This window comes from Colwellia sp. BRX10-4, assembly GCF_014077465.1.
Taxonomy (GTDB): domain Bacteria; phylum Pseudomonadota; class Gammaproteobacteria; order Enterobacterales; family Alteromonadaceae; genus Colwellia_A.
This window is the reverse complement of the sequence record NZ_JACGVZ010000007.1, coordinates 101,469-115,889: the sequence shown is the minus strand read 5'-3', so window position 1 is coordinate 115,889 and position 14,421 is coordinate 101,469. Positions and strand designations below refer to the sequence as shown.

The 14,421-nt window shown below is 38.2% G+C and carries 11 protein-coding genes; 6 read left to right on the top strand and 5 right to left on the bottom strand.

The genetic code is table 11. The features are described from left to right. Position 1: 1 nt before the first annotated feature. A complete protein-coding gene (locus H4J67_RS08160) occupies positions 2-733 on the bottom strand; it encodes a DUF6776 family protein (RefSeq protein WP_182175407.1) in 732 nt (243 codons plus the stop codon). Positions 734-811: 78 nt separating this feature from the next. On the opposite strand from H4J67_RS08160, the gene H4J67_RS08155 reads away from it, so the two are divergent. The 4 genes from H4J67_RS08155 to hemL all read left to right on the top strand — a co-directional run bounded on the left by H4J67_RS08155 (position 812) and on the right by hemL (position 5,492). Further along, positions 812-2,515: a chloride channel protein gene (locus tag H4J67_RS08155; RefSeq protein WP_182175405.1), complete on the top strand. Its 1,704-nt coding sequence runs from the start codon at positions 812-814 to the stop codon at positions 2,513-2,515. Next, a complete protein-coding gene (locus H4J67_RS08150) occupies positions 2,512-2,943 on the top strand; it encodes a CopD family protein (RefSeq protein WP_182175403.1) in 432 nt (143 codons plus the stop codon). Before H4J67_RS08155 ends, H4J67_RS08150 begins: the two co-directional genes overlap by 4 nt. A gap of 183 nt (positions 2,944-3,126) precedes the next feature. After that, the gene (locus H4J67_RS08145; protein ID WP_220463301.1) at positions 3,127-4,134 is read left to right on the top strand and encodes an aspartate carbamoyltransferase; all 1,008 of its coding nucleotides are present in this window, start codon (positions 3,127-3,129) and stop codon (positions 4,132-4,134) included. Between the two features lie 74 nt (positions 4,135-4,208). Next, on the top strand, positions 4,209-5,492 hold the full coding sequence (gene hemL, locus H4J67_RS08140) for a glutamate-1-semialdehyde 2,1-aminomutase (protein WP_182175401.1): 1,284 nt from the start codon (positions 4,209-4,211) through the stop codon (positions 5,490-5,492). Positions 5,493-5,621: 129 nt separating this feature from the next. Here hemL and H4J67_RS08135 read toward each other — a convergent pair whose 3' ends face one another. The 4 genes from H4J67_RS08135 to pepB form a co-directional block, all read right to left on the bottom strand. Further along, positions 5,622-6,017 (bottom strand): hypothetical protein, encoded by a 396-nt coding sequence (locus H4J67_RS08135; protein WP_182175399.1) that lies wholly within the window; start codon positions 6,015-6,017, stop codon positions 5,622-5,624. A gap of 158 nt (positions 6,018-6,175) precedes the next feature. Then, positions 6,176-8,485 (bottom strand): penicillin-binding protein 1B, encoded by a 2,310-nt coding sequence (mrcB, locus tag H4J67_RS08130; RefSeq protein ID WP_310650657.1) that lies wholly within the window; start codon positions 8,483-8,485, stop codon positions 6,176-6,178. A 53-nt stretch (positions 8,486-8,538) separates the two neighbouring features. Next, complete coding sequence (gene hrpB / locus H4J67_RS08125) at positions 8,539-11,064, bottom strand: ATP-dependent helicase HrpB (RefSeq protein ID WP_182203438.1); 2,526 nt, start codon at positions 11,062-11,064, stop codon at positions 8,539-8,541. 198 nt (positions 11,065-11,262) lie between these two features. Continuing rightward, a complete protein-coding gene (pepB, locus tag H4J67_RS08120) occupies positions 11,263-12,552 on the bottom strand; it encodes an aminopeptidase PepB (RefSeq protein WP_182175393.1) in 1,290 nt (429 codons plus the stop codon). Positions 12,553-12,900: 348 nt separating this feature from the next. On the opposite strand from pepB, the gene sfsA reads away from it, so the two are divergent. Both sfsA and dksA read left to right on the top strand, forming a co-directional pair. Continuing rightward, positions 12,901-13,641 (top strand): DNA/RNA nuclease SfsA, encoded by a 741-nt coding sequence (gene sfsA, locus H4J67_RS08115; protein ID WP_182175391.1) that lies wholly within the window; start codon positions 12,901-12,903, stop codon positions 13,639-13,641. A gap of 319 nt (positions 13,642-13,960) precedes the next feature. Then, positions 13,961-14,401, top strand: a complete 441-nt coding sequence (dksA, locus tag H4J67_RS08110) for an RNA polymerase-binding protein DksA (RefSeq protein ID WP_182175389.1) — start codon at positions 13,961-13,963, stop codon at positions 14,399-14,401. Positions 14,402-14,421 lie beyond the last annotated feature (20 nt).

Sequence of the window (14,421 nt, the reverse complement as noted above, 5' to 3'; positions counted from 1 at the left end):
ATTATTGAGTGTTTTTTAATAAATCATTCCAAATATAGCTCTGGTCTATTCGCTGATATTTTTGCCATCTGTTCTTCGGTAAAATAGCAGCTAATTCTAACTTTTCAGGTAAGAAATCATCTGGAAGAGTAAACTCACCTTCAACGATTTGAAAATATTGAAAACTAAAGGATAAATCTTTCTTTGTAGATACCGATATATTACTTAACTTTAATTCGCTCGGCTTATTATCTAAACTCCCCAATAAAGTAAAATCGACATAGCCTTTAACAAAACGTTTACGTACTTGCTGTTGCATTAAAACAATTTGAAAACGAAAATGATGTGGACTGGCTGTTGGATGGACCATCATTCGATCGATTGCCAATCCATCAGCGGTTTTTTCTGGTGCCATCACTTTTTCATAAAAAGCTAATTCTTTTTTTACTTCATAATGCTCAGACTCCATTATTTTTAAAAGCTCTTGGGAGTGCTGATTAGCCATACGTTCAACTTCTAGCTCTACTTCAAGGGTATTAATCTGACTGTTTTGCTGAACATTTTTTTCATAAAGTTTACTCAATCGCGTTTGCTGTTGTGCTAACGTTTTAACTTGATAACCATGATAAAAATTCCCAACACGATAGCCACTGTAAAGACAGATAACAATCACGAGAAGAAGTAAAAGGGCGGAACGGAATGCGCCTAAACGCACAACAACCGTATTTAGATTTATTTTTGCTAACCAATTCATTTGAAAAGTATTATGATATCCAACGAGTTAATAAATATTTTTAGGCTCAAACAATAAAAGGTGCACCCATTCATTATTATGATATCGCTCTCTTTACTTAGAAAACGTTTAGCCTTACCGAGAACTTCCTGGCAACTTTGTTTGTTAGCCGCTTTAGGTGGCACTGCATCAGCACTTCTAGTTGTGCTATTCACCTACAGCATTGAGACAGTTCAAAGCTTTTATTTAGTCCAAAAAAATAACTATACCAGCTTAAGTGCTTTAAGTCGTTTCCATTTGCCTATAGTAGGCGGATTAGTCATTTTATTTTTTGCTTGGCTAACCGGCTACCAGTATTTACGTACCGGTATTCCTTTTGTGTTGCATCGCCTAAAAGTAGCTAATGGCATTATTCCATTTCGCAATACGTTGAATCAATTTTTCGGTAGTGTGATTGCATTAGCGTCCGGCTTCTCAGTTGGAAAAGAAGGGCCTGCTATACATTTAGGAGCTGCTTGTAGCAGTTATTTAGGTAACAAGTTAAATCTACCGTTTAATACCATACGCACACTATGTGCATGTGGCATTGCCGCAGGTATTTCCGCTTGTTTTAATACCCCCATTGCCGCTGTTATATTTGTTATGGAAGTTATTTTACGCGAATACAAAGTGCATATTTTTATTCCTGTGATGATCGCTTCTATTACAGGGTCAATGATCAGCCGAAGCCTTTTGGGACCTACCCATGAATTTGGATATTTTAGTAAAATATCCCTCAGTTTTGATCATTATCCTATTTTGATTATATTAGGGTTAATACTTGGGTTATTAGCCTATGGCTTTAACCGATACTTAGTCCTTATTATAAAATATTCGAGCTCGATTCATATTGTGCCACGCATTATGTTAGCAGCATTAATTACTGGGATACTTGGATTTTTTGTACCCTTTGCTATGGGCACAGACTTAAGTGTAATAACGTTTGCCTTAGAAAATAATATTCCTTTACAATTATTACTTGGGGTTTTATTTGCTAAAATTTTGATGACCATTACCGCTTTAGGCTTAGGTATTCCTGGTGGAATTATCGGTCCTATTATTGGTATTGGTGCTATTGTAGGCACCTGTGTTTCAATATTAGTTACGGGTTATCTTCCCGGAGAAAATTTTGCTGGTGATTATGCCTTAATGGGTATGGCGGGGTTCTTAGCTGCAACACTAAACGCTCCCCTTGCCGCATTATTAACGGTAGTCGAGTTGTCAAATCAGTTAGAGGTTGTTGTGCCTGCAATGATAGTCATCACCACTGCCTGTGTCTTTTCAGGGCAGTTTTTCAACAACCGATCGGTATTTGTTATGCAACTTGAGCAACAGGGTCTCAAATATCGAAAATCCCCCATCGAGAAATCATTACAACGTATCGGTGTATTAGGCGTTTTACAGGAAAATATTAGCGTTTATCAACAAGAATGTTCTTTGGAAGTTTTCAGGGCATTGAAGAATGTTGAATTATTAAATCATGTTATTATTGAAGTAGCACCTGAAACAGAAAGTCTTAGTCCTTACTCAACATTTTCATGGTTAAAAATAAAACACGATTCAGGCACTAAGCGCGTAGAAATAGTACAATTACAGCTACTACCTTTGCAAAGCCAATCAACTTTAGCTGAAGCCTATTTAGCCCTGATTGAACAGCGAGATGGTGGTGTTTATATTTATGATAATGATCCTAATGAGATCTTAGGCATTATTACTTTTGAACAGATCAGAAGTTATTTATTAGAAGGAAAAACAACAGTATGACAACTCTTTTATGGTTACAAGCTTGCCATGTTTTTTTTATGATCGCCTGGTTTGCGGGTGTTTTTTATTTACCACGCCTGTTTGTTAATCACGCTGAAACCTCTAGTATTGAGGTTGCCGAGCATTTAAAGGGTATGGAAAAACGTTTGTTATATTTTGTAACACCTTTTGCTGTGTTAACTGTGTCTTTAGGCATAGCCTTGATTTATTATTATGGATACGCTTGGTTTATCGTTTCAAAATGGTTGCACTTAAAAATAACGTTAGTGATTTTACTGCTCGCTTACCATGGTTATTGTTTTAAGTTAGTTAAAGATTTTAAAGAAGATAAAAATGTACGTTCAGGAAAATTTTATCGAATTTTTAATGAATTTCCCGTCCTTATATTACTCGCCATATTATATTTGGTGTATTTAAAACCTTTCTAATGGGCGATCTTTGCTTATATTCTGGCTTATAGCCCATAAGAAGCTTTCATCAATTAGGTTGAGCGCTTTGATTTAGACCCACAGAAATTGAATAGCAGCGATAATCTATTCTCAACATTTCTGAATTGTGCTATATTCCTGCATCAAAAATAGTCGCAGTCTTATAATTTTGGGTAACTTTTTATGATGAAGTTTGAAGGAAGTCATATCCTTTCTGTCTCGCAGCTTAATCGCGATGCTATCTCTCGTATTTTAGAAGTTTCATCACTAATGGCGCCTTATGCTATGCGTAAGAAGCGTTGTCATGTGTTGGATGGTGCAATTCTCAATAATCTTTTTTTCGAGCCCAGTACTCGTACCCGGGTCAGTTTTGGTGCCGCTTTTAACCTTCTTGGTGGTGCTGTTCGTGAGACCGTTGGACAAGAAAATTCATCGTTGAGTAAAGGTGAATCTCTCTTTGACACGGCACGCGTTATTAGCGGCTACTCTGATATTATTGCGATGCGACATCCCACGATGTATTCGGTTGAAGAGTTTTCAAAAGGCAGTAGTGTACCGGTTATTAACGGCGGAGATGGAGCTAATGAACACCCAACACAAGCCTTACTTGATTTGTTTACCATGCAATCTGAAATGGCGCCATATAACAAAACTTTAGACGGTTTAAATATTGTCTTAATGGGTGATCTCAAACACGGGAGAACCGTACATTCATTATCAAAATTACTCAGCTTATATAAAAACATGAAAGTAACGATGATATCTCCTGACGCACTTAACATGCCCGACAGTATAATCTCATCCTTAACCAATGCCGGACATCAAGTTGTGGTTACCGATAAAATTGACCATAATTTATCGTGCGATATCATCTATCAAACACGCATTCAGCAAGAACGCTTTGCCAGTAAAGACGAAGCTAATTTATACCGTGGTCACTTCAGCTTAAATAGAAAAATTTATCAGCAGTTTTGCCAGCAACATACTGTGATAATGCATCCCTTACCACGCGATTCTCGCCCTGAAGCAAACGAGCTTGATAGTGATTTAAATGATTTAGACAACCTAGCTATTTTTAGACAAGCCCAAAATGGTGTACTGGTCCGTATGGCATTATTTGCCTTAACACTGGGTGTCGAAAATAAGCTCAGCCAATTTGAAAAACCAGTGACTTGGTACACCAACAAATAAATAATTCTTAAGTATATAAGTGACAACAGTTTATTTAATGTTAGTCGTATTATAATTAACAAAGTAGGCAATTTATGAACCATTCAGAACAACTTTTTAACAGCGCAAAACAAATTATTCCCGGTGGTGTAAACTCACCTGTTCGTGCATTTAATGGTGTTGGCGGTACGCCTTGTTTTATTAAACGCGCTGAAGGTGCATATATTTATGACGCCGATGATAAAGCTTATATTGATTATGTCGGTTCTTGGGGACCAATGATTTTAGGCCATAACCACCCGGCTATTTTAGCAGCAGTTATTGAAACTGCTCAACATGGCTTAAGTTTTGGCGCACCTACCGAGCTAGAAATCACTATGGCAGAGAAGGTACGTGAACTAGTACCGTCAATGGAGCGCATTCGTATGACCAGCTCAGGTACAGAAGCTACCATGAGCGCAATCCGGTTAGCTCGTGGCTACACTGGACGTGATAAAATCTTAAAGTTTGAAGGTTGCTACCACGGTCATGCTGATTCGCTATTAGTAAAAGCAGGCTCAGGTGCACTCACCATGGGGGTGCCAAATTCACCAGGTATTCCTGCTGATGTTGCCAAGCACACATTAACTGTTAGTTTTAATAATATTGACGAAGTTAGAGAAATCTTTGCTAAATATAAAGATGAAATTGCCTGTATTATTGTCGAACCTGTTGCTGGAAACATGAACTGTGTTCTTCCGGTAGAAGGTTTCCTTGAAGGTCTACGTGACGTTTGTGATGAACATAAAAGTGTACTGATTTTTGATGAAGTAATGACCGGCTTTCGTATTGCATTAGGTGGGGCTCAAGCACATTACAATATTGTTCCTGATTTAACGACGTTAGGTAAAGTTATTGGTGGTGGTATGCCTGTCGGTGCGTTTGGCGGTAAAAAAGAGATTATGGATTATATCGCACCTATTGGCCCTGTTTACCACGCAGGTACCTTATCGGGTAACCCTATCGCTATGGCTGCCGGTTTAGCGGCATTAAATGAATTAAGCATCGGTGATAAACACGAGCAACTGAGTGCATCAACTGAAAAGCTTGCTATGGGTTTAAAAGCAGCAGCCGAGCGCAATGGCGTGTCATTAAGCATTAATTATGCTGGTGCAATGTTTGGTTTTTTCTTTACAGATTCACCAGAGCCTGTCACTACTTTTGAACAAGCAACCGCTTGCGATACAGATAAGTTCAGACGTTTCTTCCACTTAATGCTAGAAAACGGCATCTACTTGGCACCTTCAGCTTATGAAGCTGGCTTTTTATCTATGGCTCATACCGATAAAGAGATTGAATTAACGTTAGCCGCTGCTGATAAGTGCTTTGCTCAACTATAATGTAAAAATTAGCGTGGTTTAGCGACTAAACCACGCCCGTTGACACACAAGGATACTCATTTTTTAACAAGACCATCCTTAAAATAAAAAGGGATAACCGATGGCTATCCCTTTTTATTAACGGTGACGCTAATTTACTTTAACGGCCAGTAATTCATTTTCAAGCCAATGATAAGCTTGTTGCCAACCTAATTCTAAACCTGAAAATACCGGATATCTCCATTGATCAAATGAACGACTTGCCTGCAGTTTCTTAGTCACTAAAACACTTTTTTCAGAATAACAAACAAAGGCAAGCGCTTTTAAACCTTCATAAGATGCGACTGAAAGTTTCGCCTCATAAGTATAGGTGTAGTTATTAATGCGGTTGATTAACAGGGCAAAATCCCCTTCTACGTTCTCATGCACAAATTCATGGCATTCCTCAACCATTTCAAGTGTCATTTCGACGCCTTCATCAGCGGTTACTTCAATAATATTATTTGCAAATATATTATAAAAGCCAAAACTTAAACGATGCTTCATATCAGATCCAGCGTATTAATTTTATAGGTGATATCAATCCCTTATGATTAACAAGCAATCCTATGAGCTAGCTATTTTTTTATACAATAGTATCTGTATAATAAACATGCAAGAAAATGCATGATAAAAAAACAAGATACATTAGTAAACCTGTCATGCTAATCAGTAAAAAGTTGTTCAAACCAAGATAACTTTTTCTTCTTTTCTGTCAGCTTTTTTCCTAAACAATGCGGCTCTATTAAAAGACCTGTCGTTATTGCCGGATAACTAATCATTTCAGCACACTCGATACTGACGGCGATACCACTGGAAGATTCAAAATTAGTTAATGCAATATTTTCAGGCATTAAACGACTTTTGTTAACCACACCGTTTTTATTCATAAACTGTGCAAATAGCACTAAAGCGCCACTACTGCCTGTTAGGTTGGTCGGTTTGTTGTCGTCACGACCTAGCCAAGTCGTCACTAAGTTTTCGTTATCATAACCAATAAACCAACTGTCTCTTTGATCATTGGTGGTACCTGTTTTTCCTGCTACTGCTGCCCCATCTAAACGCCAAGTAAGCGACTTAGCCGTTCCCACTTCGGTTACTTGTGATAAAGCATGGTCAAGTAAATACATAGCTTGAGTTGAGAACAACTGCTCGTCTGGCGCTTCAAATTGCCATAAAGTTTCGCCCTGTGCCGAGATAATACGGTCAATCGCATGACTATTACTCTTAAATCCTTGATTGGCTATAGATAAATAAAGCTGATTAATTTCATATGGTGATAAGCTTAAAGAGCCCAATAACATACTAGGGCGAGTGACGATATCTTCGGGATAACCTAGTAAGTGAAAGATATTGGCAATATTTTCTAAGCCGAGTTGCATACCTAAATTCACCGTTGGCACGTTTAACGACCTAACTAAAGCATCATGTAGGCTTACCTTGTTTTCAAATTTTCCATTATAATTATTTGGACGCCATTCTTTACCGCCATCACTGATAAGTACAATAGGTTCGTCGCTCAATAAGGTTGCAAAGTTATATTGTTGATAACGCTCTAGAGCGGCCAAGTATATTGCGGGTTTTACTAATGAACCGATGGGACGTTTAGCATCTAATGCTCGGTTAAAGCCGGCATAACCCGCTTTTTTATCGCCAACTAAGGCTTTTACTTCACCTGACTTGATATCGGTAACCACCATGGCAAGTTGTAAGGACTCGCCTTTGTTCAATATTGTTAACTCAGGGATATGCTTAGCTATTGTTTGTTCTGCATTCATTTGTGCTGTTATTGAAAAGCCTGTAAAAACTCGAACACCCGCTTGTTGTTGGAACGCTGAAAGCTTTTCAGAAAGTTCTTTTTTGACCAATTGTAAATAAGCAGGAAACTTTTTATTGGCTAAACGGCGAGTTTTACGAATAGATAAAGGTGATACGACGGCCGCTTGATAGTTTTTTTGTGAGATCAGTTCATTTTGATACATCAACCGTAAAACAAGATCTCGTCGCTTTTTAGCATTTTTAGGGTGACGCCAAGGATCATAATAACTAGGCCCCTTGACCTGCCCAACAAGCATGGCCATTTGTTCAATCGTTAAAGATTGGATCGGCTGACCAAAATAAAATTTAGCCGCTAAGCCAAAACCATAAATACCATTAGCGTAGTGTTGTCCTAAATAGATTTCATTTATATAGGCTTCAAGTAGCTGATCTTTGCTATATCTAAGCTCCAAAATAATCGACATAACCGCTTCGTTAACTTTACGCCAGAGTGTTTTATCACGGGTTAAAAACATATTTTTAACCAGTTGCTGTGTTAAGGTACTCCCTCCCTGAACCGTTCTACCTGCTTGAATATTAGCCACTAAAGCTCGAAAAATTCCTAATGGGGAAACACCCGCATGAAAATAGAAATCACGGTCTTCAACTAATAGTAAGGTATCAATAAGTTGCTCTGGTACTCTTTGTAGTGAGACTATCACCCTATCTTCTTTGTTTTCAGGAACTAATCGCCCCAGTGAGTAAGGTTCAAATGAAAAACTTTCAATAGCTCCTTGCTCATTAAACAAAGAAAGTATTTTATTACCGGCAATATTAATAGTGAAGCGCTCTACGTGCGTATTACCGTTGCCAAAATCAAAAGCGCGACGATAAACAATCAGCGTCGTCTTTGATAAAGCAAATTCACCCGGGTTGAGCGCCTGTTGCTTTCTCTGATAACCAGACAAAAGTAAATTTTGCTTTAGTTGAACAAGTGAAGCATTATCGCCAACTTTGAAACTGTCAACTTTGCCATAAACTTGCACGGGAATGTTCCACCGTTGCCCCTCAAATTTATCTTTCACTTTACTGTCGAGGTAAACCGCATAAAAGCTAAATAAAAATATAAAGGTAATGAACAATTTCAAAGCAGTACGCCAGCACCAACTTACCCGAGAGGCTCTGGTAGCAATCTTTTCTTTGGTTTCTTTTTTCACATTATTAGTCATTTTAAATAGTATTTTCATCCGTTAATAAAGCTAATGCTTCATTACATATATTTTTTAACGCGGTTAGTCGCCTTTGCATTAGCGGGATCATTCGGCCAAAAGTGCTTAGGGTATTTTGCTTTCATCTCTTTTTGTACCTCCTTGTAGCTTCCTTGCCAAAAAGCAATGAGATCTCGCGTCACTTGAATAGGTCTCTTTGCCGGCGATAGCAGCTCAATAATCAAGGAAACATCGCTGTTATGTTGATCATCGCCAACCTTAGGGGTAACACTCACGCCATAAAGCTCTTGCATAGGCATTGAAACAATTGGCGCTTGCTCGACACTATATCGAATTGGGCAACGTCTTCCTGTTGGGCCAACAAAATACTCAGGGGCAATACGAGCGAAGGTTTTTTGCTGGTTATAATCAAGTAATGATAGTAATGCCGATGATAAATTTACTTTATCTAGCTGGTTTTTATTTTTAATCGCACCAATAAAAGGGACTAACCATAACGCTAAGTGTTGTAATAAATCACTTTCCTCAACATTAGGAAAATTTAAATGCGGCTGAGTTTGATTAACCCAACGCCAACGACTGAGTAATTTTTGATCAGCTTCGCGCCAATGAAGATAGGACAGACCATTTTGCTCAATTTGTTGTTGCCATAAAGTAGCTAGTGCTTCATCACTTATTTGTTCATTACTGGGTTTTTCTGACAAGACAATAGCACCAAATACTGTTTGCTGCTTCGCACTTATACGTTGGGTTTTCGAATCGTAATTAAGTTGTTTTATTTGTTTTTCAGCGATAATTCCCAAATTAATAAGCTGTTTAATATCAACCGGTGCAGCAAGTCTTACTTGTAATTTTTGTTGGTATTCAGCTAAGTTAGCAGCCACAATATAATCTTCACTCGCCAGCGCATCTTGCTCATTGATCATAAGACCTTTACCATTTTCAGCTAAAAAATGGCCGTATTGTGCCCGTTGTTTAGCAATACGCTCGGGATAAGCTAAAGCAAGTAATAATCCGGTTAATTCCAGTGGTAAGCTTGATAAATTCGATACTGAAACTTCATTAATTCTTTGTAAGTGTTTTTTTGTTTGTAGGAAAAATGACTGATATTTTTTGCTGGTTGATTGCTGAATTAACTCACTCAAACGGTGACGTAAGTCACAATCGGTAAATGCACGTTCACCACGAAATATATCTCGGTCTTCAAGCAATGACGCTAACAATGCGGCGAGGTTTGTTAATCCTAAGTAGTGATGTTTTTTTTCTAATGCTGAGGCTCTCACAATCATTTTAGCAAAACGTGGATGACAAGCAAAACCAGCAACATTTTTGCCAAGTGGGGTTAAGTTTCTTTTATCGTCAAGTATCTGCAGCTTTTGTAATTCTTGCCATGCTTGAGTTTCGAGTAGTTTTGTCGGAAGTTCTATTAGAGGTAGTTCGTTAAATTGCTTAACACCCCAGCGTGCAACCTCTATAATCATAGGAAGTAAGTCAGCTTGTTGAATTTCACTGGCACTTTGTTCGTTCCTGCGCTGAAAATCTTCGTCGCTGTAAAGTCGAATACATTTACCTGCCATCATTCGACCCGCACGTCCCATACGCTGTATTGCAGAGGCCTTAGAAATATTACGCTGCTGTAACTGATTTGTCAGCGTTTGCCGGTCGTAGATGGCGACTTTTTCTAAACCACAGTCTATAACTAAATCAATTCCTTCAATCGTTAAACTCGTTTCTGCAATATTAGTTGCTAGAACAATTTTATGAAGCCCTTGCTCGGTAGGCGAAATTGCCTGTTGTTGCTCGGCAAGCGTTAAGTTGCCATATAATGGACATAATAAAAAATGCTTGGGTAATAAATCACCTAACTTTTCAGCAAGAAAACGAATGTCAGCGATACCGGGTAAAAAAACCAATATTGAACCTTGGTGCGAGTTTATTGCATTCTTACAAATATTAACCGCGTGTTCACGCCATAATCGGCTATTTTTTACTGGCGAATAACTAACATCAATAGGGAAACTTCGACCTTCACTAGCAAGAGAAACGGCGTCGGGTAATTGCTTAAGTAATTCAGCAGTCGCTAACGTTGCTGACATTAATAATATTTTTAAATCGTCTCGTAACCCCTGTTGTGTATCTCGTGCTAATGCAAAAGCTAAATCTGCATGCAGTGACCTTTCATGAAACTCATCAAAGATCACTAAAGCACAATTTTCAAGCTCAGGGTCATGCTGAATAATTTGGGTGAATATACCTTCAGTGATGACCTCCAATTGAGTATTTTCAGATACCCTACTTTCATTTTTCAACCGATAACCGACTGTTTTCCCGACCGGCTGACCTATCTGCTTCGCTAAAAAACAAGCAACTGTTTTAGCCGCTAAACGACGAGGTTGAAGTAAGTATATTTTTTTACCTTTAAATTGGCCAAGTGCTAATAGCCATAACGGTAGGCCTGTTGATTTGCCCGCGCCTGGCGGAGCAGATAGTACAAGAGTTTGATGCTGAGTTAATGCATCAAGAAATTCCGCTTTGATGTTTTCTATGGGTAATGGAGAAACAGACATTTTAATTTTATGAAATAGGGTCGGGTAACAAGCTTATGGTCACTCTATCACAAACGTTTCAAGCCATATTGTTATATTTCGTTCGCCAGCCTAAAACAGGTAAATAACCGCTAAGAATGTAAATATATAAATGCCTAAAAAAAAGCACAATAATGTTCATTATTGTGCTTTATATCGATTAACACGTCACATTAAAAATTACTTAATTAACTCAGCGATCGTGGCAATACCTAAGCCAGTCCCTCCGGCACTAAACAAGCTAGTGCTACTGCCATTATAAGCCGTCGCTAAATCGAAATGTAACCAACCTGCTCCTTCATTGTCGACAAATCTAGATAAAAATCCCGCAGCATTACTTGCACCGCCAGCACCGCCACCCGGTACAGGTCGACTGTTTGCCGTATCTGCAAATTCAGATGGACATTTATCTTGATGCCAAACGGCTAAAGGAAATTGCCATATTGGCTCATTCACTTGCTCTGCGGCTTTTTTCGCTTGCTCTGCAGCTTGGTTGTCTAAAGTAAATAAAGCATTGTATTCACCACCAGTAGCCATTACCGCCGCACCTGTTAGTGTTGCTGCGTCAATAATAAGAGGCGCCTTAGTTTCGCTTGCTGCTAATAAACCGTCAGCCAGTACTATTCGACCTTCAGCGTCGGTGTTAGCGACTTCCATCGTTACACCGTTTTTATAAGTTAAAATATCGCCCAACTTATAAGCATCGTTACTGACCATATTTTCAGCACAACATAAAAATAACTTAACGCGTTTATTTAAACCTTGTCTAATGGCTAATGCCATAGCTCCCGCAACCACTGCAGCACCGCCCATATCACATTTCATGTCAAACATTCCTGCGTTTGACTTTAAGCTGTAACCGCCACTGTCAAAAGTGATACCTTTACCGACTAAACAAGCAGATACAGCCGCATCAGGATCGCCTGTTGGGTTAAAATCAACTTCTAATAAACACGGCGGATTAATACTGCCTTTACCAACATTATAAATGCCCACCCAGCCTTGCTGTTGCAATTCATCGCCAGAGATAATATTGCTGGTGACATAAGCAGGTGCTTGAGCATTAATATAGTCTGCTGCTAACTCAGCCAATTTAAGCGGATATAGCTCAGAAGGTGTTTGATTAATTAAATCACGGCTCCAAGCAAAAACAGCTAATTTATCGTTCAAACTGTTGATACATTCGCTGCTACCGGTAAATTCAACGTTAGTTAATTTTCCGACACAAGTAAAACCGAGTGCAAAACTCCATTGAGTATTAGCTTGCCAGTTATCACCAGATAAACGTGCATGCTTAACGCCAAGTTTCTCAATGCTACGTGCTGCTTTTTGAATCTGTCTTAAGGGGCTACCACTTGAATCTTTCAAACAGATATGAAGTTCGTTATCAACATACTGAACAAGGTTGTCACTTTGCCAATTATTACTACTACTTTGCTTTGATAAATGAATATTTGTTACTTGGGTCATAAACTATCCTAAAGATCATAAATTAATACGACTTAGTTTATACTTATCATCAAGCAAAGCCGATATTTTTTAAAAAGTAGTTATTTAATTAATGTAAACCTAGCCAAACCTCAGCTTTAGACAAGTGCGTTCAGCAAGGAAAATGGATTATTTAACGGTATAATATTGTGATTTTCTTGTTGTACTTTTTAACGACAGCACCAAAACATCTAAGAAATATTTTATCAAAACAGCTAACTTTGCAATAATTCTAGCGAGTATTGTTGGCCAATTAAGTACCACTAACAAAAGTTAGCGGTTTGTCAGTACATAACGTAACATTAATAAAACTTATCATTTATTTTTCCAATGAACATAAATCTTAAAAAAGCGATTTTAATCAAACGTTATAAACGTTTCCTTGCAGATATCATATTAGAAGATGGCACTGAAACAACACTTCATGTCGCCAATACAGGTGCTATGACCGGTTGTGCGACAGAAAAAGATACTGTCTGGTATAGTACTTCAGATAATAAAAAACGTAAATATCCCTACAGTTGGGAAATCACCCAAACACAAAATGATCATTTTATATGTGTAAATACCCTACGTGCCAACCAATTAGTTGAAGAAGCACTGACTAATAGAACAATTAATGAACTGCACAACTATAAAACGTTAAAACGAGAAGTAAAATACGGTGATGAAAATAGTAAAATCGACTTCTTACTTACTGACGAAAACGATGTGTTAACTTATATAGAAGTTAAAAGTGTTACTCTGCTAGGTGATGGCTCTATAAGTAAGCAAGGCTACTTTCCTGATGCAGTCACGCTTCGTGGCCAGAAGCATTTACGTGAACTCATGCAAATGAAACAACAAGGTCATCGAGCTATTTTGTTATTTGCTGTACTTCATAGTGGGATTGAAAGCGTTATGGCCGCACAGCATATTGACGCTAAATATGCAGAACTTCTATCACAGGCTAAGGAGCAGGGTGTTGAGGTTATTGCTTACAAAGTAAGCTTTAAGCAAGATATTAGCAACATTCAAATGACTTTGGTCGACGTCTTGCCGGTAAAATTAGCGGAAAATGTAACGGATTAACCAAAAAAAAGAGTTAAATACATTGACTCACCCTAACAAAAATTGTTAAAAAAGCTTGCTCAAAAATAAATTGTTAAAAAATAGTATACAAAAATATTTCCACTTTTCCGAACGAACCCACAACCGTTTGATTTAAAAGAAAAATAATTATTTTTTAAGTTAATTGTAACGAAAGCCTTGAATTATGATTCGTGCAACGCAATATAGACTGGGTATTTCAGGTCTATTTATTATTGGCAATTGCAACCACGGGTGTAGCTTTTAATGAAAGAGCAACAACTTCGCCATGTAGGTCGATGTAGCATTTAGGAGAATAAGCATGCCAGCCAAAAAAGTACTAGGTATTTTAGCATTAGCGGGCGTATCGCCGTACGCAGAGAAAGCCAACGAAGAGTACATGAACGCTGCTCAATTAGAGCATTTCAAGAAAATTCTTGATGCTTGGCGAGTGCAGCTTCGCGAAGAAGTTGACCGCACAGTTATGCATATGCAAGACGAAGCAGCAAACTTCCCTGATCCGGTTGACCGAGCAGCTCAAGAAGAAGAGTTCAGTTTAGAGCTACGCACACGAGATCGTGAACGTAAACTCATTAAAAAAATTGAAAAAACATTACAATTGATTGAAGAAGATGAATTTGGCTTCTGTGATTCATGTGGTATTGAAATTGGCATTCGTCGTTTAGAAGCGCGCCCAACTGCTGATTTATGTATTGAATGTAAAACACTTGCTGAGATTAAAGAACGCCAATTAGCAGGTTAGTTGCTTGATTAAATGATATT